The organism is Amycolatopsis sp. WAC 04197, from assembly GCF_003947475.1.
Taxonomy (GTDB): Bacteria; Actinomycetota; Actinomycetes; order Mycobacteriales; family Pseudonocardiaceae; genus Amycolatopsis; species Amycolatopsis japonica.
Genome location: NZ_QHJK01000002.1, coordinates 1 through 26795 on the forward strand (window position 1 = coordinate 1; position 26795 = coordinate 26795).

General features: G+C 68.0%; 26 protein-coding genes. 9 read left to right on the top strand and 17 right to left on the bottom strand.

Going from position 1 to position 26795, the window contains the following annotated elements:
* Nucleotides 1–364 precede the first annotated feature (364 nt).
* The 7 genes from DMC64_RS07055 to DMC64_RS07080 form a co-directional block, all read right to left on the bottom strand.
* The gene (locus tag DMC64_RS07055; RefSeq protein WP_125732957.1) at nucleotides 365–1579 is read right to left on the bottom strand and encodes an RNA polymerase sigma factor; all 1215 of its coding nucleotides are present in this window, start codon (nucleotides 1577–1579) and stop codon (nucleotides 365–367) included.
* Nucleotides 1580–1586: 7 nt separating this feature from the next.
* The gene (locus DMC64_RS07060) at nucleotides 1587–1943 is read right to left on the bottom strand and encodes a YciI family protein (RefSeq protein WP_125732959.1); all 357 of its coding nucleotides are present in this window, start codon (nucleotides 1941–1943) and stop codon (nucleotides 1587–1589) included.
* A 56-nt stretch (nucleotides 1944–1999) separates the two neighbouring features.
* A complete protein-coding gene (locus DMC64_RS07065) occupies nucleotides 2000–2275 on the bottom strand; it encodes a hypothetical protein (RefSeq protein WP_125732961.1) in 276 nt (91 codons plus the stop codon).
* 1 nt (nucleotide 2276) lies between these two features.
* On the bottom strand, nucleotides 2277–3200 hold the full coding sequence (locus DMC64_RS07070; protein ID WP_125732962.1) for a helix-turn-helix domain-containing GNAT family N-acetyltransferase: 924 nt from the start codon (nucleotides 3198–3200) through the stop codon (nucleotides 2277–2279).
* Nucleotides 3201–3434: 234 nt separating this feature from the next.
* A complete protein-coding gene (locus tag DMC64_RS42940; protein WP_007032374.1) occupies nucleotides 3435–3584 on the bottom strand; it encodes a hypothetical protein in 150 nt (49 codons plus the stop codon).
* A 256-nt stretch (nucleotides 3585–3840) separates the two neighbouring features.
* Nucleotides 3841–5031, bottom strand: coding sequence for an ATP-binding protein (locus tag DMC64_RS07075; protein WP_007032375.1), 1191 nt, complete (start codon nucleotides 5029–5031; stop codon nucleotides 3841–3843).
* Nucleotides 5032–5143: 112 nt separating this feature from the next.
* Nucleotides 5144–5905, bottom strand: coding sequence for a MerR family transcriptional regulator (locus DMC64_RS07080; protein WP_125732963.1), 762 nt, complete (start codon nucleotides 5903–5905; stop codon nucleotides 5144–5146).
* A 71-nt stretch (nucleotides 5906–5976) separates the two neighbouring features.
* Between DMC64_RS07080 and DMC64_RS07085 the strand changes: the two genes are divergently transcribed.
* On the top strand, nucleotides 5977–7008 hold the full coding sequence (locus tag DMC64_RS07085; protein ID WP_038521772.1) for a glycerophosphodiester phosphodiesterase family protein: 1032 nt from the start codon (nucleotides 5977–5979) through the stop codon (nucleotides 7006–7008).
* A gap of 131 nt (nucleotides 7009–7139) precedes the next feature.
* On the top strand, nucleotides 7140–7646 hold the full coding sequence (locus DMC64_RS07090; RefSeq protein ID WP_037334313.1) for a DoxX family protein: 507 nt from the start codon (nucleotides 7140–7142) through the stop codon (nucleotides 7644–7646).
* A 60-nt stretch (nucleotides 7647–7706) separates the two neighbouring features.
* Here DMC64_RS07090 and DMC64_RS07095 read toward each other — a convergent pair whose 3' ends face one another.
* From DMC64_RS07095 to DMC64_RS07110, 4 genes are all read right to left on the bottom strand, one after another.
* Nucleotides 7707–8078, bottom strand: coding sequence for a YciI family protein (locus DMC64_RS07095; protein ID WP_125732964.1), 372 nt, complete (start codon nucleotides 8076–8078; stop codon nucleotides 7707–7709).
* Nucleotides 8079–8178: 100 nt separating this feature from the next.
* Nucleotides 8179–8982 carry an ABC transporter permease gene (locus DMC64_RS07100; protein WP_037334316.1) on the bottom strand — a complete coding sequence of 268 codons (804 nt, stop codon included), beginning with the start codon at nucleotides 8980–8982 and terminating at the stop codon, nucleotides 8179–8181.
* Complete coding sequence (locus tag DMC64_RS07105) at nucleotides 8979–9932, bottom strand: daunorubicin resistance protein DrrA family ABC transporter ATP-binding protein (protein WP_037334320.1); 954 nt, start codon at nucleotides 9930–9932, stop codon at nucleotides 8979–8981. Before DMC64_RS07105 ends, DMC64_RS07100 begins: the two co-directional genes overlap by 4 nt.
* Nucleotides 9933–10000: 68 nt before the next feature.
* A complete protein-coding gene (locus DMC64_RS07110) occupies nucleotides 10001–11290 on the bottom strand; it encodes an acetyl-CoA C-acetyltransferase (RefSeq protein WP_125679467.1) in 1290 nt (429 codons plus the stop codon).
* Between the two features lie 92 nt (nucleotides 11291–11382).
* Here DMC64_RS07110 and DMC64_RS07115 point away from each other — a divergent pair, with 92 nt between their 5' ends.
* Nucleotides 11383–12717, top strand: a complete 1335-nt coding sequence (locus DMC64_RS07115) for a 3-oxoacyl-ACP reductase (protein WP_125732965.1) — start codon at nucleotides 11383–11385, stop codon at nucleotides 12715–12717.
* Nucleotides 12718–12719: 2 nt separating this feature from the next.
* Nucleotides 12720–13565, top strand: coding sequence for a MaoC/PaaZ C-terminal domain-containing protein (locus DMC64_RS07120; protein WP_037334328.1), 846 nt, complete (start codon nucleotides 12720–12722; stop codon nucleotides 13563–13565).
* On the opposite strand, the gene DMC64_RS07125 is transcribed toward DMC64_RS07120, so the two are convergent.
* Nucleotides 13548–14213, bottom strand: coding sequence for a TetR/AcrR family transcriptional regulator (locus DMC64_RS07125; RefSeq protein WP_016338219.1), 666 nt, complete (start codon nucleotides 14211–14213; stop codon nucleotides 13548–13550). The genes DMC64_RS07120 and DMC64_RS07125 overlap by 18 nt on opposite strands.
* Before the next feature lie 128 nt (nucleotides 14214–14341).
* On the opposite strand from DMC64_RS07125, the gene DMC64_RS07130 reads away from it, so the two are divergent.
* A complete protein-coding gene (locus DMC64_RS07130) occupies nucleotides 14342–14977 on the top strand; it encodes an SCP2 sterol-binding domain-containing protein (RefSeq protein WP_125732966.1) in 636 nt (211 codons plus the stop codon).
* 86 nt (nucleotides 14978–15063) lie between these two features.
* Entirely contained in the window at nucleotides 15064–15654 is a 591-nt protein-coding gene (locus DMC64_RS07135; RefSeq protein ID WP_063274062.1) for an SCP2 sterol-binding domain-containing protein, read from the top strand.
* Here DMC64_RS07135 and DMC64_RS07140 read toward each other — a convergent pair.
* From DMC64_RS07140 to DMC64_RS07155, 3 genes are all read right to left on the bottom strand, one after another.
* The gene (locus tag DMC64_RS07140) at nucleotides 15651–16133 is read right to left on the bottom strand and encodes an FxsA family protein (protein WP_038521751.1); all 483 of its coding nucleotides are present in this window, start codon (nucleotides 16131–16133) and stop codon (nucleotides 15651–15653) included. The genes DMC64_RS07135 and DMC64_RS07140 overlap by 4 nt on opposite strands.
* 449 nt (nucleotides 16134–16582) lie before the next feature.
* Complete coding sequence (locus DMC64_RS07150; RefSeq protein WP_125732967.1) at nucleotides 16583–18511, bottom strand: ABC transporter ATP-binding protein; 1929 nt, start codon at nucleotides 18509–18511, stop codon at nucleotides 16583–16585.
* Between the two features lie 32 nt (nucleotides 18512–18543).
* A complete protein-coding gene (locus tag DMC64_RS07155) occupies nucleotides 18544–19113 on the bottom strand; it encodes a TetR/AcrR family transcriptional regulator (RefSeq protein WP_125733640.1) in 570 nt (189 codons plus the stop codon).
* 172 nt (nucleotides 19114–19285) lie between these two features.
* Between DMC64_RS07155 and DMC64_RS07160 the strand changes: the two genes are divergently transcribed.
* From DMC64_RS07160 to DMC64_RS07170, 3 genes are read left to right on the top strand one after another with little or no spacing between them, the layout of a single operon-like run.
* On the top strand, nucleotides 19286–22024 hold the full coding sequence (locus tag DMC64_RS07160) for a hypothetical protein (RefSeq protein ID WP_199754930.1): 2739 nt from the start codon (nucleotides 19286–19288) through the stop codon (nucleotides 22022–22024).
* 2 nt (nucleotides 22025–22026) lie between these two features.
* On the top strand, nucleotides 22027–23031 hold the full coding sequence (locus tag DMC64_RS07165; RefSeq protein WP_125732968.1) for a hypothetical protein: 1005 nt from the start codon (nucleotides 22027–22029) through the stop codon (nucleotides 23029–23031).
* Nucleotides 23024–24376, top strand: coding sequence for a hypothetical protein (locus DMC64_RS07170; protein WP_125732969.1), 1353 nt, complete (start codon nucleotides 23024–23026; stop codon nucleotides 24374–24376). Before DMC64_RS07165 ends, DMC64_RS07170 begins: the two co-directional genes overlap by 8 nt.
* Before the next feature lie 63 nt (nucleotides 24377–24439).
* Here the strand turns inward: DMC64_RS07170 and DMC64_RS07175 are convergent, their stop codons facing one another.
* Both DMC64_RS07175 and DMC64_RS07180 read right to left on the bottom strand, forming a co-directional pair.
* On the bottom strand, nucleotides 24440–25786 hold the full coding sequence (locus tag DMC64_RS07175; protein ID WP_125732970.1) for a dihydrolipoamide acetyltransferase family protein: 1347 nt from the start codon (nucleotides 25784–25786) through the stop codon (nucleotides 24440–24442).
* Nucleotides 25787–25802: 16 nt separating this feature from the next.
* A complete protein-coding gene (locus DMC64_RS07180; RefSeq protein WP_125732971.1) occupies nucleotides 25803–26795 on the bottom strand; it encodes an alpha-ketoacid dehydrogenase subunit beta in 993 nt (330 codons plus the stop codon).

The following is a 26795-nucleotide window of genomic DNA, read 5'->3' on the forward strand; positions in this document are numbered from 1 at the left end:
CCAAGGCCTCCCCAAACGACACATCATCCGCTGCCTCAAACGCTACACAGCACGCGAAATCCACCGAGCACTCATCACAGACCTCACCCACACCCCTTGACATCAATAGGAGCATCTTTCGCGACGTGTCGCCTGCCGGATCTCCGCGTCCTGAAGGGTCCCTTTGGGACGCTCAATGTCCCCAAGGCCCCCTTCGAGACACCCACCCCGAGTTGTCCACACCCACCCGCCGTTGTGGACAACTCGGCCCCCACCCCCACCGGAACCCACCCCGCGTCGCCCCCTCGCGATACGCTGGTGCGGGGCGCGCCCCCCTGGGAGCGGTGGGGGGTGGGGTACGCGGGGGGAAGCGAAAAAAGCCTGGTCAATCGGGTGGGCAGGACGCCAGTCGTCGGTTGAGGAAGCGACGTCGCGGCTCCGAGCAGGGCAGCGCGAGCGCACGCCGGTAGTGGTCCGCGGCTCGCCCGGGGTCGCCGGCCCGCAGCCACAGCGCGCCGAGGACGGCGGGCAGCAGCGTGTAGTCCGGCAGTTCGGCCTCGACGGCTTCGAGTTCGGCGATCCCGGCCGCCGCGCCGTCCACCATCGAAAGCGCGATCGCGCGATTCAGCCGCGCCACCGGCGACGGCCGCAGCGCCAGCAGGTCGTCGTACAGGCCGACGATCCGGCGCCAATCCGGCGGCGAAGCCGTGCTGTGGCACAGCGCGATCGCCGCTTCGACGTGATACGCCGACATCTCCGGCCCGGTGCACGCCCGCTCGAACAGCCGCGTCCCCTCGGCGATCATCGCGTGATCCCAGCGATCCCGGTCCTGCTCGTCGAGCAACAGCAGGTCACCGTCGCGGTCCACCCGCGCGGGCAGCCTGCTCCCCTGCAACAGCATCAGCGCGACCAGCGCCCGCACCCTCGGCAGATCCGTCTTCGGCTCGGCCAGCAGCAGCCGCCCCAGCCGGATCGCCTCGCCGCACAGTTCGCCGCGCACCGCGACCTCGCCGGTCGTCGCGTCGTAGCCCTCGTTGAACAGCAGATAGAGCACGGCCAGCACACTGTCCACTCTGGACTCCAGCGCGTCCGGCCCCGGCAGCGTGAGCGGCTTCCCCGACTCCCGCAGCCATTTCTTCGCCCGCACGAGCCGCTGCGCCACGGTCGCCGGTTTCGTCAGCAGGGCCGCCGCGATCTCGTTCACCCCGAGCCCACCGACGGTCTTCAACGTCAGCGCCACCTGCGAGACCATCGGCAGTGCGGGATGACAGCACAGCAGCATCAACACGAGCTCGTCGTCCGTACGCCGGTCGGCTTCGTGGCCGTTCAGCTCCACGAGCCGCGGCAGCAGCGCGCGCAAGGTCTGTTCGCGCCGGACGACGTCCATCGCCCGGTTCCTCGCCGCCCGGAACAGCCAACCGCGCGTATTGTCCGGCACGCCGGTCTGCGGCCAGGTCCGCAGCGCCTGCTCCAGCGCGTCGGCGACGGCCTCCTCGGCCAGGTCCAGGCGTTCGGGGCCGAGCGCCCTGGCCAGCGTGGCGACGATCCGCCCGGCGCTGTGCCGGAACAGATGCTCCACCACGCCGGCCGGGCGGCTCATGACGGCGTCAGTCCTCACAACCGCGTTCGCCGACCTTGCGCACCTCGATCGGCCCGAACTTCAGATGCGGATGCGTCGCGAAGATCTTCTCCGCCTGGTCGAGATCCACGGCCTCGATCACCTGGTAGCCGCCGACGATCTCGGTGGCTTCGGTGTGCGGCCCGTCGGTCGCGCCGACCTCGCCGCCCGTGCCGCGCAGCACCCGGCCGCCTCGCGACAGCCCGCCGCCGACGACGAACCGGCCCTCCTTCGTGCGTTCGTCGGCCCAGGCGATGTAGCTCTCGAGCACGCGTTGTGCTTCGTCGGGGCCGAGGTGATCATGCGAATCCGACTGGGACCGCAGGAAACCGACGTACTGGGGCATGGTGTCCTCCTTGGAATCGATGGCCCCTAGACGAACGAGCCCCCGGGGAATCGACATCAATAGCGGAAGAGCCGGTCGTGCAGTTCACGTTGCCGCGCGAACCAGGCACCAAGCCTGGTCCGGCGGCGACGGCGTTTCAACACGTGCTGGACTTCGCGCACACAGGGCGCGTCGGGCGCGAAGGATTTCCCGGTCAGCAGGACGGCGTAGTGGCCGTCCGGGCAGCGGCCGGAAACGGAGATCATGCCCGGCGTCAGGTCGTCGACGAAATCGATCGAGTCGACCCCGACCACGGACCGCCGATCGCAGACGGGGCAGTAGACGACGAACACGTCACAGCTCCAGCCGCCAGGTCTGCCCGGTCAGCTCGTAACCGAAGCCCGTGATCGTCTCTTCGCTCACCAGCTGGAAGCCGGCCTTCTGGTAGATCGCCCTCGCCGCCTCCAGCAACGAGACCGTCCAGAGCTCCATCGCCGGGTAGCCGGACGCCCTCGCGAACTCGACGCACTCGCTGACCAGGCGTTTCCCGACACCCCGTCCTCGTGCGGCCGGTTCGAGTAGCAACATGCGCAGCTTCGCGGTGACGCCGTCTTCGGCGGGCATGCAGAAGATGCTGCCGACGCGCTCCCCGTCGAGTTCGGCGATCCAGCCCGCTTGGCGCGGATCGCCGCGCCTGTCGACGTACTCCGCGACGACACGGGCGACGAGAGCTTCGAAGCGTTCGTCCCAGCCGTACTCGCGGGAGTAGAGGGCGCCGTGACGGTGGACCACCCAGCCGAAGTCACCCGGCCGGGGCGGGCGCAGGACCAGCGTCGGATCCGCGGCGCGCTCGCCGACCAGCGAGGTGATCGTGTCCATGGCGCCGAGCAGCCGTTGCTGTTCGTCGTCGCCGAACCGGCCGAGCAGCGAGCCGATCCGGCCCACCGACCGTTCGTCGAGGACGGCGAAGGCCTTGCGGCCGTTCTCGGTCAGCCGGACGATCTGACGGCGGGCGTCCTCGTCGCTGCGTTCACGGGTGAGCAGGCCGCGCCCCTCGAGCCTCGCGAGCAGCCTGCTCGCGTACCCGGCGTCGAGGTCGAGACGTTTGCGCAGGTCGGTGACCTGGGTCTGGTCCTGCTGCGCGAGTTCGAAAATGACCCTGGCTTCGCTCAGGGAGTACTCGGCGTCGGCCGGTCCTTCGTCGAGGACGCCGATCACGCCGGTGTACAGGCGGTTGAAGGCCCGGACGGTCGCCACCCGGTCTGCGGAACGATTCATTTGACCACCTCAACAGATTTGTTGACGAGGTCAAGTGTTACTCCGCGAAGCGGTGAAGGCAAGAATCTTTCGGGGTCCGGACATATGGAAACCCCGTGATGCTGCCAGGTCGGGGGTCCGCCAGCATCACGGGGTCGTAGTGGGTATCGACGCCGCGTTCCACGGCGTTACACCTCACGCACTATGTGTCGTAGGTCACTCGAACGGGCGACACCTACAACGGTTGTTGTCGGGTCAGCGCATGTGCGTGTGACGCGCCTGGGAGATAGCGATGAGCTCCTGACGAACGGTCGCGGTGGCCGCGGTGTCGATCGCCCGGTTCAGCGCCCGGCGAGTGCGAGCCTCGGCGCGACGGGCACGGAGCTTGGCGGCGATGTTGTTCATCGGTTTTTGTCATCCCCTTGGGAGTAGGTCTTGCGTCTTCGTGGCTGTGCTCCTAGTATGCACCCTTTTTCACAAGGATGCCAACGATTATCCGGTGACTTGGCACACCTGCCGATGAATCATCGGCAACATGAGCGTAAAACCGGAGAGATTTGGTGGCGCCGGTCACTTCTTGATAACACCGGAAGGCGCGACGAAGCGACGGTAGGGGTCTCTACCGTTTTCTAGAGCTGAGGCTATAAAGCTTGAGAGAGGCTTAGTCCCGGCCGAGCAAGTAGTGGCCGAAGTGCGGGACGGTGAAGGCGATGTGCCCGCGTTCGGCGGAGTACACCAGCCCCTTCTTCATCAGGCTGTCCCGCGCCGGTGACAGCGACGAAGGCTTCCGCCCCAGGTAGACGGCCACATCGGCGGTCCCGGCGGACTCGTCCCGCCCCTGCGTCAGCTCCGCCATCGCGAGCAGGTACTCGCGTTCCGCGGGCGTCGCGCGTTCGTAGCGGGAGCCGAAGAAGCCGACCGCGAGCTCGGACTCGGCCTCCGGGGCGGCGACCTGGACGTCCTTCACGGTGATGGGGTCCGCCGGCGCGGCGTCCCAGGCGGCCTTGCCGTAGGCCTGGATGAAGTACGGATAGCCGCCGGACGCGTCGAACAGGGCGTCCAGCGCCTCCGGCTCGATGCCCGCGTCCTCACGTTCGATCGGCGCCATCACCGCGAGGTCGGCGTCTTCACGCTCCAGCCTGTCGATGCGCGCGTAGCGGAAGAGGCGCTCGGAGTACGACTTCGACGCCGACAGGACGGCGGGTACGTGGGGCAGTCCCGCGCCGACCACGACCAACGGCGCCCCGGACTGCGACAGCTCGTGGCAGGCGGCGCAGAGCGCGGAAACGTCCTCCGGCAGCAGATCCTGGATCTCGTCGATCAGCAGCGCGACCCCGGTGCCGACGTCGGCCGCCAGCTCCGCGACCTCGGTGAACAGTTCGACCAGGTCGATCTCGATGTCGCCGGAATCGGCGCGGCCCTGCGCGGCGGGCACGTCGATGCCCGGTTGCCAGCGGTCGCGCAGCTTCGCGTCCGGTTTGTTGGCGCGCAGCGCGAACGCCTTGAGCACGCCGAGCACCTGCTCGACCCGGTCCGGCGCGCGATGGCGCACGGCGAGATCGCGGATCGCGCGGTGCAGCGCGGCCGAGAGCGGCCGCCTCAGTTCGGTGTCCGGGCGGGCCTCGATCTTGCCGGCGCCCCAACCGTGCTTGATGGCCCGCGAGCGCAGCTCGCCCAGCAATACGGTCTTCCCCACGCCGCGCAGGCCGGTCAGCATCAGGCTGCGTTCCGGTCTCCCCCGCGCGACCCGTTCGAGCACGACCTCGAAGGCCTGGAGCTCGCGGACGCGACCTGCCAGCTCGGGCGGCCGTTGACCGGCACCCGGGGCGAAGGGGTTGCGGATGGGATCCACTCTCACACGCTATCGGGGTTTCTAGCTCTCGCCCGATATTCCGCCATAGAGGGATAGGCGTGTCGTGGCGGGTTACTCCGAGTGGACGGGTCTGCAGCCCCGTCCCCCGTTCCTACTCACTCAGGTTGCGTTCCGCGTAGATCGTCATCGCGTCACGGATGTATTCCGCGGTGCCGGCGCCGTACTTCTCGTCGTACTGCCCGTAACGCGGGTCGTCGACGTACAGCTGCCCGAGACCGGCGAAGTAACCCTTCGACACGGCTCGCACGGCCGGCCGGAGCCATTCGTACAGCCGCCGCGTGATCGCCTGGGCCTCGTCGCCGTCGGCGGGCAGGCCCTGCGCGCGGGCCTCGCCGAACGCGGCCGCGATGTCCTTCTGTTCCTGCTGGTGCGCCTTCTTGTCCTCGGCGCTCAGCGACTTCCACCACCGGTCACCCTGCTTGTAGGCGTCGGCGCCCCAGCGTTCGGTGACCTCCTTCTCGTACTTCGTGTGGTCGAAGCCGTCGAACACTTCCGTTGCCATCAGTTGTTCACCTCTCTCCGTCTTCCTCAAGGTCGTCTTGACCGATTCGATCTGCCGTCCGAGCCGCTGTCGCTCCTGCTCCAGCCACTTCAGGTGGGTGCGTAGCGCCGCCGTCGTGTCCTGCTCCCCTTCGAGGACTTCGCCGATCGCGGGCAGGCTCAGCCCGAGTTCGCGAAGCAGCAGGATCCGTTGCAGCCGCACCAGCGCGTCCTGGTCGTAGTAGCGGTATCCGTTGCTCCCCACCCGGCTCGGTTCGAGCAGCCCGATGTCGCCGTAGTGGCGCAGCGTGCGGCTTGTGGTCCCGGCCGAGCGGGCGATGTCCTGGATCGACCACTCCGTCTCGTTCGGCATGTCCACGAAGGTAGAGGTTGACGTTGCGTCAAAGTCAATCGAAGTTCACCCGACCGTGGCATGGTTCACGGATGAAGACATTCGCGCTGGTCATGGCCGCTGCGCTGACCTTGACGACGGCCGGGGTCGCCGACGCGCAACCGCGTCGCGCCTTCGACATCCAAGCTCACCGCGGCGGGCTCGGCCTCACGGTCGAGAGCACGCTCGCGTCCTTCGGCAAGGCGATGGAGCTGGGGGTGACCACGCTCGAACTCGACATCCAGATCACCAAGGACGGTCGCGAGGTCATCACCCACGACCGCAAGACGACACCCGCGAAGTGCCGCGACACCGCGCCCGCGACGCCTGGCGACCCGGCGTACCCGTACGTCGGCAAGTACGTGAAGGATCTGACGTTCGCGCAGGTCCGCACGCTCGACTGCGGCTCGATCCGGCAGCCCGCCCACCCCGGTCAGACACTGTCCCCCGGCGCCAAGATGCCGACGCTCGCCGAGCTGTTCCAGCTCGCCAGGGACCACCACGCCTGGGGGATCGAGTTCAACATCGAGACCAAGGTCGAGGCCGCCGCCCCGCACGAGACGGCGCCGCGTGAGCAGTTCGTCCAGCGGGTGGTGCGGGAGATCCTGCGTGGCGGGTTCGCGCGGAACGTCACCGTCCAGAGCTTCGACTGGGGCGCGTTGATGCGGCTTCGCGAAGTGGCGCCGTGGATCCCGACGGTCGCGCTGACCCAGCCCGAGTTCCTGCAGGTCGGGCAGCCGGGCAAGTCGCCTTGGCTCGGCGGTCTCGACATCGACGACTTCGGCGGCAGCCCCGTCCGCGCGGTGAAGTCGTTCGGCGCGAGCGCGCTTTCGCCGGTGCACGGCAACCCGCAGGGCGGCAAGGTCGGCGACCCCGACTACCGGCCGTTCACCACGAAGGCGCTGGTCACCGAGGCGCACCGGGCGGGGATCAAGGTCGTGCCCTGGACGATCGACGACCCGGCCACCATGCACAAGCTCATCGACGACGGCGTCGACGGCATCATCACCGACTATCCGGACCGGCTGCGGCAGGTCGCGGCCGACCGCGGCTTCAAGCTGCCGAAGGCGTATCGGGCGCGCTAGCGAAATCTAGTGCTGTCTAGCGTCAGAGAAATATTCCGGGATACACCGTTAGCGCGGTTCGGCGCGGTGGCGGGCGGGAAGACTGGGGATAGGTTTGTTTCCCGGGTCCGGATCCAGAAAGGTTTACGACCGTGATTCTCCGTCGCGTCGCACGTCCGCTCCTCGCCGCGATCTTCATCTCCGGCGGGATCGGTGCGCTGAAGGACACCCAGGGGCACGCCAAAGCCGTGGAGCCGTTCCTCACCGAGTCCTTCGACAAACTGGAGGGCGTGGTGCCGGAATCGGTGCCGCGCGACCCCGCCACCCTCGTCCGGATCGACGCCGCGGTGAAGGTCGGCGCCGGGGTCGCGCTCGCCGCGGGCAAGGCGCCGCGCCTGGCCTCGATGCTGCTGCTCGGCAGCCTCGTCCCGACCACGCTGGCCGCGCACCGGTTCTGGGAGATCAAGGAACCGGCCGAGCGTCAGCAGCAGCAGATCCAGTTCATCAAGAACGCCGGTCTCGCCGGTGGCCTGCTGCTGGCCGCCGCCGACACCGCGGGCAAGCCGTCGCTCGGCTGGCGCGCCAAGCGGGCCGCCGCCAAGACGGAGAAGCGCGCCGAGAAGCTGGCGAAGAAGGCCGAGAAGGCCATCACGAAGTGACGACCCGCGTTTAGTCCTCTGGATGCGGAAAAGCGCATCCAGAGGACTAAACGCGTGGGGTCATGAGGTGAAGGCCTCGATGTCCTCCGCCTCGACGACGGTGCGGACCTCGACCTCGATCTCCTCGAACAGTGCCGCGTAGGACTCGGCGAACGAGACGGCCTCCGCCAGGTCCTTCGCGTTGATCAGCGCGAACCCGCCGATGACCTCCTTGGCCTCGGTGAACGGGCCGTCGGTCGCGGTGATCTTGCCGCCGCGCACCTTGCGGACCCTCGCGCCCCGCTCGGAGGGGTGCACGCCCTCCGCCGTGATGAGGATGCCCTTCTCGAACGAGTCCTCGATGAAGGCGCCCATCTTCTCGATGAACTCCTTGCTGGGGTTCCAGGCCTCCGGGGCGCTCTCGTCCAGCCGGTGCATCATCAGAAACCGCATCGTCGCTCCTCAGTGTCTTGGCGGGGCTGTTTCTACCCCGCCCTTCACCGACGCGTCGAGCGGCTCGACGGCGGTTCGACATTTGTGCACAGAAGTTTTTCTACCGGCTCGCGACCTTCTTGTACTGGGCCGTCGCCAGCGGCGCGAAGATCGCGATGATGGCGATGCAGCACAGGATCGCGTACAGCGACGCGTGCTCGGCGGGCCAGCCCGTCGGGGGCGCGCCGAAACGGTTCCCGAACAGGTCGCGGGCCGAGTTGATCACCGCGGTGAACGGGTTCCAGTCGGCGATGGCCTTGAGCACGCCCGGCAGCTTGTCCGCCGGGACGAACGCCGTCGAGATGAAGCTCAACGGGAACATCCACATCAGCCCGGCGCTCTGCGCCACCTCGACACTGCGCGCGACCAGCCCGATCCAGGCGCCGACCCAGGACAGCGCCCAGGCGAACATCAGCATCACCAGGTAGCCGAGCACGGCGTCGAGGAAGCTGCCGCGGATCCGCCAGCCGACCAGCAGCCCGCACAGCGACATGACGACCAGCGCGACCACGCTGATCACCAGGTCGGACGTCGTCCGGCCGAAGATCACCGCGAGCCGCGAGATCGGCAGCGACCGGAACCTGTCGATGATGCCCTTCTGCAGGTCGTTCGCGAACCCGATCACGGTGAACGCCGAGTTGAACGCGACCGTCTGCGCGAAGATGCCGGCGATCAGGAACTCCCGGTACGCGAGCCCGCCCGCCTCGCCGCCGATCGCGTCCCCGAAGACGTACGCGAACAGCAGCACGAACATGATCGGCTGCAGCGTCGCCGCCATCAGCCAGTCCGGGTTGCGCTGGACGTTCTTCAGGTTCCGCCAGGTGATCACGCCACCGTCGGAAAAGGCCTTCGCGACCGCGCTCACTTCTTTTCCCCCTCGTCCGTGGCGTGCCCTGTCAGCGAAAGGAAGACGTCGTCGAGCGTCGGCCGGTGCAGCGCGACGTCCTGGACGGCGACGCCGTGGCCGTCGAGCCGCCGCAGTGCTTCGATCAGCGCCTTCGGCCCGCCCTCGACCAGGACGTCGACCTTGCGGGTGTGCTCGTCGACCGACGGCGTGCCCGAGCCGACCTCGGTGAGCACCTGCGCGGTCATGGCGAGATCGCTCGTGTCCGCCACGACGAGCTCCAGCCGTTCACCGCCGATCTCCTGCTTGAGCTCGTCGGCGGTGCCGCGCGCGATGACCTTCCCCTTGTCGATCACGACGATCGAGTCGGCGAGCTGATCGGCCTCCTCCAGGTACTGCGTGGTCAGCAGCACGGTGGTGCCGTCGGCGACGAGCTCCTTGATGACCTCCCAGGTGTCGATCCGGCCGCGCGGATCGAGCCCGGTGGTCGGTTCGTCGAGGATCACCACGGTCGGCTCGGCGACCAGCGCACCCGCGAGGTCGAGCCGCCGCCGCATGCCGCCGGAGTACGTCTTGGCTGGCCGATCCGCCGCGTCCTCCAGCCGGAACCGGGCGAGCAGCTCGCGCGCCCTGGACTTCGCCGCCGCCTTCTTGCTCCCGTACAGCCTGCCGACCATGTACAGGTTCTCGAAGCCGGTGAGGTTCTCGTCCACGGCGGCGTACTGCCCGGACAGCCCGATCGACCGCCGGACGGCGTCGGGCTGGGCCAGCACGTCGTGCCCGGCCACCTCCGCCTCGCCCGAATCCGGGCGGAGCAGGGTGGTCAGGATGCGGACCGTCGTCGTCTTGCCGGCGCCGTTCGGCCCCAGCAGCCCCAGCACCTTGCCCGTCGGGATCGACAAATCGACCCCGTCGAGCGCGCGGGTGGAACCGTAGGTCTTGACCAGCGCTTTCGCCTGAACCGCGAACATGCGCACACGCTAGACCCGGGCACCGACAAAGACACCCGGGTTTTTCCCCGATCCGCTGCGGGCGAACGCTACTTTTCGAGGATCGCGGTGACGCCCTGGCCGCCCGCGGCGCAGATCGAGATGAGTCCGCGGCCGGATCCCTTCTCGTTCAACAGTTTCGCGAGGGTGGCGACGATTCGGCCGCCGGTCGCGGCGAACGGGTGCCCGGCCGCCAGCGACGAGCCGTTCACGTTCAGCTTCGCCCGATCGATGGAGCCGAGCGGTTCGTCGAGACCCAGCTTCGACTTCGCGAACTGCGGGTCCTCCCACGCCTTGAGGGTGGCGAGCACCTGCGAGGCGAAGGCCTCGTGGATCTCGTAGAAGTCGAAGTCCTGCAGAGTGAGTCCGGCACGCGTGAGCATCTGCGGGACGGCGTACGCGGGCGCCATCAGCAGGCCTTCGTCGCCGTGGACGTAGTCGACGGCCGCGGTCTGCGAGAACGTCAGGTACGCCAGCACCGGCAGCTTCCGCGCCTTCGCCCACTGCTCGGTCGCGAGCAGGACGGTCGACGCGCCGTCGGACAGCGGCGTCGAGTTGCCCGCGGTCATCGTGCCGTCAGGACCACCGAAGGCGGGCTTCAGCTTCGCGAGCTTCTCGACGCTGGAGTCCGGCCGCAGGTTCTGGTCGCGGGCCAGCTTGAGGTACGGCGTGACCAGGTCGTCGAAGAAGCCCTTGTCGTACGCGGCGCCGAGCCGCTGGTGGCTGGTGGCGGCGAGCTCGTCCTGCGCCTCGCGCGTGATCTCCCAGACCTTCGCGGTCAGCGCGGCGTGCTCGCCCATGGACAGGCCGGTGCGCGGCTCGGAGTTGCGCGGGATCTCGGGGACGATGTGGCCGGGGCGCAGCTTCGCGGCCAGCTTCAGCCGTTCGGGGAGCGTCTTCGCGGCGTTCAGCTGCACGAGGATCTGGCGCAGGTCGTCGTTGACCGCCAGCGGAGCGTCGGACGTGGTGTCGACGCCGCCCGCGATGGCCGAGTCGATCTGGCCGAGGGCGATCTTGTTGGCGACGTTGATGATCGCCTGCAGGCCGGTGCCGCACGCCATCTGCACGTCGGAGGCCGGGGTGGCGGGGTTCAGCCTGCTGCCGAGGACGCTTTCGCGGGCGAGGTTGAAGTCACGGGCGTGCTTGAGCACCGCGCCGGCGGCGACCTCGCCGATCACCTCGTCCTGCAGGGAGAAGCGGCTGACCAGGCCGTCGAGGGCGGCCGTGAACATGTCCTGGTTCGACGCTTTCGCGTACGGACCGTTCGAGCGGGCGAAGGGGATCCGGTTGCCGCCGATGATCGCGACCTTGCGCACGGGTGCCGTCCTTTTCGTGGCCATTTTTTCCACTCCTCCGTAGGCTCTCTCACACTGTAACCTACTAGCGAGTAGGTTAGAATGCGACGTGACGCAAACTGCACGGGAGGCACGTAATGGCTGACAGGTACCAGCAGTTCACGAAATCCCCGGTGGGGAAGTTCGTGGTGCCGAAGCTCGGCCTGCCGAACCCCGCGACGCTCCGCCGGTACAAGCCCGGCCAGCCCGCTCTCGAGGGTCCCGCACTTCTGGGTGCCGCGCCGGGCGGTCGCCTCGAAAAGGTGATCGAGGCGCAGCTGCACCGCGCGGGGATCGAGGTCATCACCGCCGCGACGGACAGGCACGCCGCGCTCGTCTTCGACGCGACAGGCGTGAAGGACCCGAAGCAGCTTCGCGAGGTCTACAACTTCTTCCACCCGGTGATCCGTAGCGTCGGGCCGTCGGGCCGCGTCGTCGTCCTCGGGACGCCGCCGGAGCTGGCCGAAGGCAATGAGCGGATCGCCCAGCGCGCGCTCGAAGGCTTCGTCCGTTCCGTCGGCAAGGAACTGAAGCGCGGCGCGACCGCTCAGCTCGTGTACGTCGCCGAAGGGGCCGAAGAGGCTACTGAGTCCACGCTCCGGTTCCTGCTCTCGTCGAAGTCCGCCTTCGTCGACGCCCAGGTCATCCGCGTCGGCACCGAGACCAAGACCGCCTCCGCGCCCGCTGACTGGGCGAAGCCGCTGGACGGCAAGGTCGCCCTGGTCACCGGCGCTTCCCGCGGTATCGGCGCCGCCATCGCCGAGGTGCTGGGCCGCGACGGCGCCCACGTCGTCGCGCTCGACATCCCCGCGCAGGGCGCGGACCTGTCGAAGGTGGCCAACAAGGTCGGCGGCTCGGCGCTGCAGCTCGACATCACCGCCGCCGACGCTCCCGAGAAGCTCGCCGAGTACCTCGTCACCCGCCACGGCGGCGTCGACATCGTCGTGCACAACGCGGGCATCACCCGCGACAAGACGCTGGGCAACATGACCGAAGGCGGCTGGGACTCGGTCATCTCCGTCAACCTCGCGTCGCAGCTCGCGGTGAACGAGAAGCTGCTCACGGACAAGGTGCTGCGCGAGAACGGCCGTATCATCGGCGTCTCCTCGATCGCCGGCATCGCGGGCAACGTCGGCCAGACCAACTACGCCACCAGCAAGGCGGGCGTCATCGGCATGGTGAACGTCGGCGCGCCGAAGCTCGCCGAGTACGGCGGCACGATCAACGCCGTCGCGCCCGGTTTCATCGAGACCAAGATGACCGCCGCCGTCCCGCTGTTCATCCGCGAGGCCGGGCGGCGGCTGTCCAGCCTCGGCCAGGGCGGGCTCCCGGTCGACGTCGCCGAGACGATCGCCTGGTACGCGAACCCGGCTTCGGCCGCGGTCAACGGCAACGTGGTCCGCGTCTGCGGCCAGGCACTGCTGGGGGCGTGAACATGGCGGTCAAGGAACTCCACGAGTCGCCGAGCCTTTCTTCGTTGTATCCCAAGGCGTTGCTCGGTTCGCTGCGCAAAAGCGGCGGGAACGCGCTGCCGTCGACCGAGTTCGTCCGCGAGGGCGTCGTCGTCGATCCGGCCCATCTCGCCGCGTACAACCAGGTGTGCGGATTCCGGCTGGACGACGTGCTCCCGGCGACGTATCCGCACATCCTCGCGTTCCCGCTGCAGATGGCGCTGATGACCGAGGACGACTTCCCGTTCCCGTTGCTGGGCATGGTGCACGTCGCCAACCGGATCACCCAGCACCGGCAGCTGCGGCTCGACGAGTCGTTCACCCTGCGCGTGCGCGCCGAGGATCTGCGCCCGCACGAGAAGGGCAAGCAGTTCGACGTGATCAGCGAGCTGCTCGTCAACGACAGTCCAGTGTGGACGGACGTCAGCACGTACCTGCGCCGCGGCGGTGGCAGCGGCGAGAAGACTTCGCGCGGCCAGCTCTCACAGCCCTCGCCCACCGCGATCTGGCACGTGCCCGGCGACATCGGCCGCCGCTACGCCGAGGTCTCCGGCGACCGCAACCCGATCCACCTGCACCCGATCACCGCGAAGGCGTTCGGGTTCCCGTCCGCGATCGCGCACGGCATGTGGACGAAGGCGCACGCGCTCGCGGCGTTCGAAGGCAGGCTGCCGGAGGCGTTCACCGTCGACGTCAAGTTCAAGCAGCCGGTCCTGTTGCCCGCCAAGGCCGCTTTCACCACGTGGAGTGAGGGCGATGGCTGGGCGTTCGAGCTGTGGAACGCGCGCAAGCCGAAGCCGCATCTGGAGGGCTCAGTCGTCGCTCTCTGACGGCTTCCAGATCTCGCCCTCGACCAGATCGTTGAACCCGAGCCAGACCAGGTTCATCAGCCACGAGGCGAGTACGCCGTCGGAGACATCGGGGTGGTCGAGCGCCCAGTCGGCCAGCGACTCGGCCGCCCCGACCAGCGCGGCGGACAGCCCGGCGCCGGAGAACTCGGCCTGCTCGCCGAGGCCCTTGCGGGTGCCGGCGGAGACGACCAGCGCGGCGACCAGCTCGATCGCGCGGGTGCGCATGTCGGTGATCTCCGCGGCGAAGGTGCCGCCGACGGTCATGGCCTGGCGGTGCAGCACCGTCCAGGACTCGCGATAGTCGGCGACGAAGCGGTAGAACGCGCGCAGACCGTGCCAAAGCTGCATGTCGGGCGGCAGATCGGGTTTGATCCCGTCCTGCACCGCCTCCAGCAGGCGGGTGGCTTCGCGGCGGATGCACGCGCCGAAGAGGTCTTCCTTGGAGCCGAGGTAGGTGTAGATCATCGGCTTGGACACGCCGGCGACCTCGGAGATCTCGTCCATCGACGCGGAGTGATAGCCGTAGCGCGAGAACACCGAGACCGCTGCGTCCAGGATCTGGCGTTCCCGCACCGCTCTCGGCAGCCTTTTGGCGCGTTCGGCGGGACGCGGCACTTCCTCGGACAACTCATGACCTCCCATTAGCTCGCGTAAGACGCTACCGGGCTGCCACCGGCATGGGTGATTTCGGCACGCTTGCCCGCCTACCTACTGGCGGGTAGCCTTACGCCTTGGTAGGTGGAACTGGAGGGAAGATGACCGAGATCGTGGGGCTGACCGGCCGCGCGCTGGTCGACGCGCTGGAACGGATCGAGCCGGACTCGGCCGAAGCGCACTCTCTCGACGTCAACGAGGTCGCGGGCGCCATCGACCCGAAGGACCTCGGCAAGGACGACGTCCGGCGGCTGCTCACCGCGCTGGGGCGGCTCGCCGAGTCCGCGCCCGCGTTCGACCTCCGCAAGGTGGACCCGGCCCGGTTCGCGAACCTCGTCGCCCGTGCCTCGCGCACGCAACTCGAGAGCGTCGTCGCCGAACGGCCGCTCCGGGAGCGCGTGCTCCGGGAGATCTTCGACCGCATGGGCGCGCACATCCGGCAGGACCGCGCGAAGACACTGCACGCCGTCGTCCACTGGCGGCTGTCCGGCGGTACCGGCGACGGCGGTTACGACCGCTACGAGACGGTGATTTCGCACGGTGAGTGCACGGTCAGCCGCGGCATGAAGGAGAAGCCGAGGGTGACGATCACGATCGCGCCCGTCGACTTCTTCCGGCTCATCACCCATCAGGCGACGCCCGCTGTGCTATTCGTCACCGGAAAGATCAAAGTAAAAGGTGACCTGGCGTTCGCGGCCGGTCTCATCGGTTTCTTCGACCTTCCGAAACCGTCCTGAACCCGGCCGAGCAGATACACTTCCGTGCCGTGCCCCGAAATTCCCCGAACCGGCGCTGGCGGGACAAGGTACGCCTTTCCCGTCCGTTGAGGACGCACAAGACGCGCACCGGTGGCGAGCACGTCGTCAACGCGTTCGCGGAGAAGCTCGAACTCGCCAAACTGAGCCCCGAGCAGTTCACCCAGGTGCTCGAAACCCTGCACATGCTGGGCGAAACCGGTGCGGGCATCGAGCTGAGCTCACTGGAGACCGAGGTGCTCGTCGACGTCGTGCAACGGGCGTCGCGGGAGCAGCTCAAGGCGATCGCCGACCACCCGGAACTGCGTTCCGCGTTCCTCGACGAGATTTTCCGCAGAATGTCGGACCATTTCGTTCCCGAACGCGCTCGCCATGTCGACTTCGTCGTCGCGTGGCGTTTCACCGATGGTGACGGAGAAGACGGTTTCGATCGTTTTCAAACGGTCATCGAAGACGGCGTCTGCGTTTCGAGCACGGATCTCGCGCGCACTCCGGACACCACCATCACCCTTTCCGTCGACGACTTCATCCGGATGGCGACCGGCAACGCGGCGGTGGCGGCGATGTTCGTGACGGGCAAGGTGAAGGTGAAGGGCGAGTACGCGCCGGCCGTGCGGTTCAGCGGGTACTTCGACATCCCGAAGCCGAGCGGCGCTTAGCCCTCGACGATGCGGCCCTCGATCACCGGCGGCTGCTTCTTGGCGGCCTCCGCGGGCGGCGTGTCCGTCACGACCTCGCTGTCCACGACCATCACCGGCCCACGGGCGCGGTTCGCGAACTTGACCGCCCGGCGCTGCATCCGCTTCTGCCACACCTTGCGCGCGACACTCCGCGTCGGCGGCAGGATGAACAGCAGGCCGATGACGTCGCTGACGAAACCGGGCAGCAGGATCAGCAGACCGCCGAGCCCGATCAGCATCCCGTCGGTGAGTTCCTTCTCCGCGTCGGCGGGACGGCCGAGCCGCGCGGATTCGGCGAACGCCCGGAAGGCGCGGCCGCCTTCACGGCGTGCGAGCCAGGATCCGACGAACGCGCCGGCGAAGAGCAGCGCGATCGTGCCGAGCACGCCAATGGCCGAGCCCACCGCCCACACGGCGGCGATCTCGGCGACGACATAGAGCAGGAACGCGACAGCCATACCTGGACAACGTACGGCTTGCCCGTTTTGCTCCCAACCCCCGGTCAGCAGATCCGGCGAAGGAACTCCTCCGCCTCACGTGGCGTGGTCAGCACGATCCGCCGTGCGTGCGCGTCTTGCTCCGCCAGTCGTCGCACCGTCCGTTCCCGGTGGTGCTTCGGCCAGCGCTAGACGTAGGAATAGAACTCCGGATCCAGTCTTTCGGGGCAGCCGGGCGCCTGGTTGTCCCGGCCGTATTCGCGCAGGCTCCGCACCAGCACCCGCCGGAGGCAGATGCGGCGCGGGTAGTTGCGCGGCGTGGAACTCGGTGTCCGGCGCCGGTGTCCACCCCGGCCGCCAGTAGAGCCGGTCGAGGTGGATGACCGGCAAGCCGAGCGCGGCGCCGAGTCGTCGCGAAAACGTCGACTTCCCGGCGCCACTGCAACCCACGACCATGATCCGCCGCACGGTCAGGCCTCGTCGAGGTATGCGGCCGCCTGCAGCGTGAACAGTTCGGCGTAGCCCCCCTCCGCCGCCATCAGCTCGTCGTGTGTCCCGTATTCGGCGACCTTTCCGTGCTCCAGCAACAGGATTCGCTCCGCCTGCCGCACGGTGGAGAACCGGTGCGAGATGTAGAGCGTCGTGCGCCCCTCCGAAAGTTCCCGCAGCCGCGAGAAGAGGTCGTGCTCGGCTTGGGCGTCCAGCGCGGACGTCGGTTCGTCGAGGATCAGGATCGGCGCTTCCCGCAGGAACGCCCTGGCCAGCGCGATCTTCTGCCATTCGCCGCCGGACAGGCTGACGCCCTGGTCGAACCAGCGCCCGAGCGGGCTGTCGTACCCGCTGGGCAGGCGCTCGATCCGCTCGTCGGCGCCGGCGCGTTTCGCCGACGTCTCGATCCGTTCGCGGTCGACGAGGTGCGTCAGGTCGCCGAGTCCGATGTTCTCGGCGGCGGTGCCCTGGTAGGTCACGTAATCCTGGAACATCGCGCTGATCTGTCGCCGCAGTGCCACCGGGTCGTATTCGCGGATGTCGACGCCGTCGAGCAGGATCCGGCCGCCCGTCGGGTCGTACAGCCGGCACAACAGTTTGAACAGCGTCGACTTCCCGGCCCCGTTGCGGCCGACGACGGCGACCGTTTCGCCCGGCCGGATCTCGAAGCTCACCCCGTCGAGCGCGGGATCGGCCGCTCCTGGATAGGTGAAGGACACCTCCTCGAACTGGATGTGTCCCTCCACAGTGGACGGAAGCGGTCGCGGCTCGGGCGGCGCGACGATCTCCGGTTTCGTCCCGAGGAAGCGATACAGCGTGTCGAGGTAGAGATTGTTCTCGTACATCCCGGAAAACGCGGTGAACAGACCCTGGACGGACGTCTGCACCGACGCCGCGGCCGCCGTGTACAGCGCGAGGTCGCCGAGGGTGAGCCTGCCGCCGACGGCCTCCAACGCGATGTACAGCGCGATCGCGGATCCGGCGGCCGTGCTGAGCAGACCCCACGATGTCGAGCTGACGCTGCGCTTGCGGGTCAGTATCCGCTGACGGTCGTAGAAGACCTGCCCGAGCCGCTGGAACCGGTCGACGAAGTACGGGCCGAGGCCGAAGAGCTTGGTCTCCTTGGCATACGTGTCGGTGGTGACCAAAGAGGACAGATAGTCCATCCGCCGTTTCAGCGGCGACATCATCAACGTCAGCCAGAAGGCGCGGGCGCCGTACTTCGACTGCGAGATGAACGCGGGGATCGGCGCCAAGAGGGCGACGAGCGCCAGCAGCGGGCTGATCGAGACGAGCAGCGCGATCATGCTGCCGAAGGTGATCACGGTCCGGACCAGGCCCAAGGCGGAGTTCATCATCGACAGCGGCCGGGTCGGCGCCTCCTGCGCGGCTTGGCGCAACATGTCGTAGGACGCGGAACCCTCGAAGTACGAAAGATGCAGTTCGCTCGCGTGGTCCATCACCTGATGGCGGATGGTCAGCGTCATCCGTTCCTGCAGCAGCGACTGGCCATAGGTGGTCAGCGCCTGCGAAATCGCGGTGAGCACGAGGATGCCGAACTGGAAGAGGGCGACACCGACGATCGCGCTCTTCGTCCCGTGTCCCTGGATCGCCGCGACCACGGAGTCGATCAGCAGCTTCGCGATGTACGCGGTCGCCGTCGGGAGGAGACCGGAAAGCAGCGTCACCAGGGTGATCACGATGGTCAGCACCGGGCTTGCCTGCCAGGTCAGCTTCGCGACCTTCGGCAGGCCGCGGACCGTCCCCGCGACGTTGACCCACATGCGGTTGAGCCGGGACTTGAGGTCTTTCGGGACGGCTTCGGGTTCGGGCTCCGGGATGTCGACCGGGCCGGTCAGCCCGCTGTCGGGCACCGTCGACGGCGGACGACGGCGCCTGCCGCGAGCCATGAACAGTTCAAGGCTCCCACCGGGCGGGCCGATCACGCGGCCGCCAGGGCGCCGTTGAGGAACACGTCGACGAGCTCCATCGTGGTGGGCTCGTCCCCGGTCTCGCTGAACCGGATCCGGCCGCTGAACAGCAGCGACAGGAAGAGTGCCGCGGACTGCGACGGCGGCAGGCGGAGCCGGTCCTTCTCCGGCTCGAACAGTTCGGCCATGGCGTCGCGCATCACGCTCATCGACTCCTTGCGCCGGTCTCGGCGATCGTCATGGCGATGCTCCGGACGCTTGCCGGAACCGTGCATGACCGCCATGAGCGCGCCCATCCGCTGGAGGTGCGCGCTGAGCGCGTCAGCCGCCTCGATGAGCCTGTCGTCGAGGGGCTGTTCGAGGTCGATGACCGCGATCGCGTCGAGTACCTGGTCGGGCTTCAGCGCTTCGGCGAAGCAGGTGGCGAACAGTTCGTCCTTGTCCTTGAACACGCGGAAGACGGTGCCTTCGCCGATGCCCGCGGCGCGCGCGATCTGGCTCGACGTGACACCGGCGCCGTGCTCCACCAGCAAGGGCAGCACGGACTGGACGATCATCCGGCGCCGCTCGTCGGCGCTCATCCCCGGCGCTCTCCGCCGGGCGGTGGTTTCTGTCATGCGTCCAGTGTGCGGAGTGAGCGCTCACTCCGTCAAGCGAATAAGGCGCGACCCGGCTCGCCGCACCAACGGGCGGTCGATCAAGCCCTTTGGGCGAACCCTCCGTCCACTGCTCGAAAGATCCGCCCGCTGAAGCATGGACATCGATTCAGCGAAGATCGACGAGGGGCGGAGCACCGTGCCATTGACCGTGACGTTCACCGGAAAGGTGCCGCTGTCCACCAGCGGCCCGAACGCGCACTATCACGTCTGGACCTACACCCTGCAGGGCTCGCCCGGCGACTTCATCGGCGTGAACCAGCGGTTCGCGCTGGCACTGGCCGCCGAGGTCGATGTCCAGGATCCTCGCCGGTATCCGGATGTCACCGCGCTGAACGGCGCGTTCCTCGAGAAGGACACGACGATCAGCCGCCAGTACGCGGGCAAGGTGATCAGCTCGCCGAACGGGACCCAGACGATCTCCTTCGTCGCACCTGCCGCACAGACCGAACGTGAGCTCTTCCTCGTCGCCGCGTCCGGGGCGGGGCGGCCGTGGAGTGTGGTGCCGTTCGCGAAGACCGCGGGAGGCACGGTCGCGAACGTCCAGTCGCTGCCTTCGCCGGCAGGACAGGTCTTCACCGGGCGGCCCGTCGCCGACTTCGCCGGTACCTACCCGTACGCGAGCGAGGTCTTCGGTGTCTACCAGCCGCTCGTGGGCTGGATGGGTGCGCAGAGTTCGGAACGCTTCGCCGGGGAGCGGGTGCCTGGTGCGGCCGTCGCGGCGCTGGCGGACGAAGCACCCGTCGAAGGGATCCTTTCGCCGGTCGGCCTCGTCAACCTGTTCCGCGAGTACTTCTTCGAGTTCGACACCTTCCTCGGTGTTCCCGCCGGGCATCTTTGGCTGAGCCCCGGCGGCACCGTCGAGGTCGTCGAAACGAGCTCACGCCGCACGCTGACCGAACGGACGGCCGAGCAGTCCGAGCAGACGACGCGCCGGGTCGAGGAGAGCCTGACCGAACAGACCGACGTCGCGGACGCGGTCAAGGAGGACAACGCGAACGACACCACACTCGGCGCGAGTGCCAGCGCCGGGGCCAAGTTCGCGGGGATCTATCACGGCGACGTCAGCACGACGTTCAGCACGACCACGTCGACCGGCAAATCGTCGGAACAGACCCACAAGCACAGCCGGACGCAGAGTTCGAAGGTCAGCAGCGAGATCGTCCGTAACTTCAAGACGACCTTCAAGACCGTCACGGAGACCACGGACACCTCCAGCCGTCGGTACGTCGTGCAGAACACCACGAACAAGCTCGTCAACTACGAGCTGCGGCGCAAAATGCGCAAGGTCGGTGTCCAGATGCAGCATCTCGGCACGCAGCTGAGCTGGCAGGTGTTCCTCGGGCCAGGCGGGATCACGCCGCCGGGAACGGATCCGAAGCCGTCGGTGGCGCCCGGCCGGAAACTGGGGCTCGGTGAACTCGTCCACGTGGTGCCGGCTCCGGACCTTTCGTCGCTGCGCAAACCCGAGCCACTCGCAGCACTCGAAGAGAAGACGGTCACCTTCACCGGCGTCTTCCCGTTTCGCTGGTATCACCGGGAGAACGGCAACCCGCCGCACAACGGCGCGACGTATCTGCTGGACGGAAGCCTGCTGTGGATGAACAACGAGGACGAGGACAACGAGCACGTCCACGCGGTCAACGATTTCGTGGCCGTCCCGCCCGCTCCCGGGTACAAGCTGAGCGACCGGATCGTGGTCCTGGAGGCGAAGAACGGCAACGGCGGGCCGGCCAAACTCATCCCGCACCACATCGAAGTACGGCCTGAGAACGCGAAGAGCGGGAAGTTCTCCTTGACGGCGAGCGAAGCCAGCTGGGCGGGCACCGATTCGATGACGCTGACGTTCTCGCTGACGTGGGTACCGCCCGAGTCCCACCCGGACCAGGGATCCTATGACCGCGCGCTCAAGGAGTACGAGGCCGCGGTCGCGGTGATCCAGCGCCGCACGTACGCGCAGGCCGTCAGTGACCGGGTCGACCTGGTCAGCAAGGTCCGTGCCCGGTCGTCGGAGGAACTCCGCAAGGAGGAACGCCAGGTCGTGTTCGCGGATCTGGTCAAGCAGCTCAACAAACAGGTCCCGGACGGACATCTGGCCGCCGAGCTGATCCGGCAGATGTTCGACGTCGACCGGATGCTCTACTTCGTCGCGCCCGACTACTGGCGGCCGATGAACGTCACCGACCCGGCGGGGCCGGACACCAAGGGCCGCTATCCGGTGCCGCCGCACAACTGGGACAACAAGTCGCCGGATCCGATCGACGGCGAGACGGTGGTGAGCTGGTATTCCCACACCAGCTCGGAGAACCGCGGGCCGGGCGATCCCGTCAAGGACCCGGAATACCGCGTCAACTACCTGATCACCGAGAAATCGAACCCGGCGCCCACCGGAAGTTCGCTCGGCTGGTTGATCCAGTCCGACGGGGACGAACGGCGCAACGAATTCCTCAACGCCGCCTGGGTCAAGGTGGTGCTCCCGATCCGGCCGGGTCACGAGACCAAGGCCATCGACTGGCTGAAACGCGCCGATGTCGAGGGCGAGGCCGCTCTCGGCAAACAGTACGAATGGCAGACGGGTGACCCGGAGACCTGGCGTGGCCAGACCATCGGCTGGGTACTCGACGAACTGGCCCAGGAACTCGAGGCCGCCAATACGAACATGGACAACACTCTGGCCACGGAGCGCGTGTTCGAAACCGGTTTCGACCCGCTCGACGGCGGGTTCCGCCCGGCGTTGCCCTACCAGATCTTCGATGAATGGGTCGAAGTCCTGCCGACCGACCAGGTCGTCGCCGTGGAGGTCGAGTACGACCCCAAGACCGGGCAGCAGCGATAGGGATGCGGGTGTTCCATCACGACCCGCCGCCGGGAGCACCGTTCATCGAGCCGATCGTCCCGCCGTCGCGGCCCGAACCGCCGCACGGGCCGCCGAAGGTCAAGGAGTCGATCCGGATCTATCGCCCGGGAGACCCCGCCGAAATCGGCGGCAAGGCCGAACTGATCCAGCGCGCGCTGTTCCCGGACGTGCGGGAGCGCCGGCTTCAGGTGCATCCGGCCAGCGGGGCGCTCTGGTTCGGCGGCGCCCGCCGGACGGGCGGGCCTCGACCGCCGTCACCGATCCAGGCGCGTGAGGCCGCGGCGGCGTTCCTCGCCGATGCGCGACGCCGGCTCACGGCGGAGGACGGGCGCCTGGCCGGAATCGTGCCCGGCGACCTTCGTCTGCTCGACACCTGGGCGGGCTCCGAAGGCGGTGGCGATCGCGGCGGCACCACGGTCTGCCGCTTCGCCCGCACGCTCCGGCCGTCTCCGGCCGAGCCGCCGGTCCCGGTGTTCGGGGAGATGGTGGAGATCTGGGTGGACGCCGCCGGGGTGGTCCGCTCCTTCGGATCCACCTGTCGTCTGCTCGTAGCGGACACGACCGTCGCCAGGCTGCCTTCACCGGATCCGGAGACCTATCACGACCACGGGAAGGAGGCGGGGCTCATCTATCTCAGCGGTGACGAGGACGAGGAACGGGACGCCATCTGTCCTTTTTGGATTCGCTGGGGCGAGGAGCTCGCCGTGATCTCTCCGGCGAGCGGGCACTCGATGGCGGTGCGGCTGGTGCCCACGCGGTTTCCGGGCGGAGTCGCCCTCGAAGCGCTCACGGTCGGCGGCTCCGGGCGGTTCGAATACAGCTGGCAGGCGTGGTCACCGCTGGCGCCGGCCGAGTTCGTCTCCCTGTCCCGAGGGGCTTCGGCCAGGGTGGGGGTCGGTGTCTGGGACGTCGTCGCCCGGGTCCGGGACGTGGTCAACGACGTCACGGAGAAAGCGATGCTGAGAGTGGTGGGCTCGAATGGCTGAGCGATTCTTCGGTGGCTGGGAGTTCCGCGATCGGCTGGACGACGGCGGGCTGATCCTCGACTCCGTCTGGCATCGGGACTATCCGTTGGCCTCCGACATCCGGTTCCCGAGGGTCTGGGTCGCCGCGCCACCGCCGCGGATCCGTTCGGGCGGACCGGATCCGCTGCTCAAGGCCAAAAAGCGGGCCTTCGTCCTCGGGAAGGACATGCTCGCGAAAAGCGCGCCCTACGAACTCGTCCGCGGCGGGCAGTCGATCGGCGACTTCGCACTCTATCCGGTGGTCGGCGGGCTCGGGGTGGACTACGAGGCGGAGATCGCGATTCCCGGTGTCCGCAACGATGTCCTGACCGTCAGCCAGCGCTATCTGTTCGGGGCGTACTCGAAACATCCCGCGCACGAACCCGGCTCGGTTCTCCGCGCGGCCAGGTTCTTCCCCTTGCTGGAGTTCCGGCTGAAACCGGGCAAGGAGAATCTCCCCGGACCGTCGTACTTCCGCGCGGACCTCCGGTTCGACCTGGCGCTGCACCGGAAGGGAGACGGACACGACCTCGGCGGGGTGTTCCGCGATGAAGAGCATGTCAGTCTCTCGATCGCCGACGAGAACATCCACGGCGGAAGGCCACCACTGCTGCAGGATGTGTTCGCGGGCGCGGAGAAACCGTTGCATCACGACCTGATCGGGCCGGGACTCCGGGAGCGGACGAAGCGCGACACCGGCCCCGATCTCCAAACCTGGGACAATTACCACCACTTCCCTTCGGCCGACGACGGCAGCCTGCCGTCCTCGCCGGGGGCTTTCCACTGTTTCCACACCCATTGGCGATGGGGTGCGGTCAGCGCGAAGGGGATGTTCCCCGTCCTCACCGGCGGACGGCAATTCGCCGGCTTGAACTGGACGGAGGAACTGGGCGGGCCGCTGATCGATCCCCGGATCCCGGACCAGGACCTGACCTTCGCCGTCACGACGGATTCGCGTCACGGCACCCCGCTCGAAGCGAGCGCCAATCCCAGCGAATGGCCCTTCGCGGACCTCTTCACCCGCTGGCGGGCCGAACCGGCACCGATCAAGAAGGACGGCGCGAAGATCACGTTCTGGATCTCGGTCGAGGTGAGCAGGCCCGACGGCGCGGAAAACCGGGAATGGGGCGGGACACTGTTGCCGCACGGGATGTTCTTCTCGCACGAACCGGAGCCAGAGCTGTTCGACTTCGGCTCCGACGTCCCCGTGATCGTGCCGATCCAAGCCAAGCTCGCGGGCTTGCGGAACGCGTTGGTGAAGGAGTCGGTTCCGGCCTCGGCCAGCCCTATGCCCTGGTGGCGCTACCCGCCAGGGCCGAAGAAGTAGATGCGCGTGAAGGCCCCCTTCCCGCGACTGAGCCGAGGGAAGGGGGCCTTCACGCGCGAAACGTCAGTAGGTGATCGCGACCGCCGGGTCGGCCAGCAGAGCGCCGACGTCGGCCAGGAACTCCGAACCCTGCTGCCCGTCGACCACGCGGTGGTCGAAGCTCAGCGAAAGCTGGAGCACCTTGCGCACCTTGATCTCGCCGTCGACCACCCACGGGGTGTCCTTGATCGCGCCGAGGCACAGGATCGCGGACTCGCCGGGGTTGATGATCGGCGTACCGGTGTCGACGCCGAAGACGCCGACGTTGGTGATGGTGATCGTGCCGCCGAGCATGGCCGCCGGGGTGGTCTTGCCCTCGCGGGCGACGTCGGTCAGCTCGGTGAGCGCGATCGCGAGTTCCTTGAGGGACATCGAATCCGCGTCACGGACCTTGGGCACGACGAGCCCGCGCGGGGTGGCCGCGGCGATCCCGAGGTGCACGTAGTCCTTGTAGACGATCTCCTGCGCCGCCTCGTCCCACACCGCGTTGACGTCCGGAGTGCGCTTGGCCGCCAGGCAGACGGCCTTCGCCGCGAAGGTCAGCGGGGTGACCTTGACCCCGGCGAACTCGCGCGACTTCTTCAGCTTCTCCCGGAATTCCATCATCGGCGTGACGTCGATGGTCAGGAACTCCGTGACGTGCGGGGCGGTGTAGGCGCTCTGCACCATCGCGGCGGCGGTGGCCTTGCGGACGCCCTTGATCGGCACGCGGCGTTCCCGGGTCGCGGGGTCGTAGCCACTGTCCGAATCGGACACAGTGGACGACGAAACCGCGGGTGCGGCCGAACCGTTGGCGGCCGCCTGCACGTCGTCACGCGTGATGACGCCGCCGTCGGCGGTGCCGGTGAGCGCGTGCAGATCGACGCCGAGGTCCTTGGCGAGCTTGCGCACCGGCGGCTTCGCCAGCGGCACGTACCCGCCCTTCGGCTTCGAAGCGACCGCAGGCGCGGCAGGGGCGACGGGAGCAGGAGCCGCGGCCACCGGAGCAGCAGCGGGAGCAGCACCCTTCCGCGCCCGGCGCTGCGTGACGACGGCCTTGGAGCCGTAGCCGACCAGCGGCTTCATCTCCTCTTCCGCCGGCTCTTCCGCCGCGGGAGCGGTGGGTGCCGGGGCCGCCTTGCCGCCGGGGTCGACGTCGATGGTGAGGATCGGCGCGCCGACCTCCACCGTCTGGCCCGGTTCGACGAGCAGTTCGGTGATCACGCCCGCCCACGGGATGGGCAGTTCGACGGCGGCCTTCGCGGTCTCGACCTCGACGACGATCTGGTTCACCGTCACGGTGTCACCCGGCTTGACCTGCCAGGCGATGATGTCGGCCTCGGTCAGCCCCTCCGCCGTGTCGGCCAGGGGGAATTGTTTGTACTCGGGCATTTCAGCGATTTCCCCCTTACCAGGCGAGCGAACGGTCGACGGTGTGCAGCACCCGGTCCAGATCGGGGAGGTAGTGCTCCTCGAGTTTGGCCGGCGGGTACGGCGTGTCGAATCCGGTCACCCGCAGCACGGGGGCTTCCAGCGAGTAGAAGCATTCCTGCTGCACACGCGCGGCGATTTCGGAAGTCAGCGACGATTCCGACGGCGCCTCGCTCAGCGCGATGAGCCGTCCGGTCTTGCGCACCGACTCGAACACCGGCTCCAGGTCGAGCGGGGACAGCGTCCGCAGGTCGATGACCTCCAGGGACTTGCCCTCGTCCTCGGCGGCGGTCGCCGCGTCGAGCGCGACCTTCACCGACGGGCCGTACGCGACGACGGTGGCCGTCGTGCCTTCGCGGACGACGCGCGACTTGAACAGCGGGTCCGGCGTGGTGTCGGTGTCGACTTCGGACTTCATCGCGCCCGAGTGGTACAGCTTCTTCGGCTCGAAGAACAGGATCGGGTCGTCGGACTTGATCGCCTGCTGGATGCCCCAGTAGGCGTCGACGGCGTTCGAAACCGAAACGACCTTCAGGCCGGGGATGTGCGCGAACAGCGACTCCGGCGACTCCGAGTGGTGCTCGACCGCGCCGATGCCGCCACCGAACGGCACCCGGATCACGATGGGCATCTTGATCTTGCCCTGCGTCCGGTAGTGCAGCTTCGCGACCTGGCTGGAGATCTGGTCGAAGCCAGGGAAGATGAAGCCTTCGAACTGGATCTCGCACACTGGGCGGAAACCGCGGACGGCGAGGCCGACCGCGGTGCCGATAATGCCCGATTCCGCGAGCGGCGTGTCCAGCACGCGCTGCTCGCCGAAGTCCTTCTGCAGGCCGTCGGTGATGCGGAAGACGCCGCCGAGCTTGCCGACGTCTTCACCCATGATCAGGACCTTCGGGTCCTCTTCCATGGCGCGCCGGAGGCCGAGGTTGAGGGCCTTGCCGATGGTGAGTTTCTGGAGGTCGGCCAT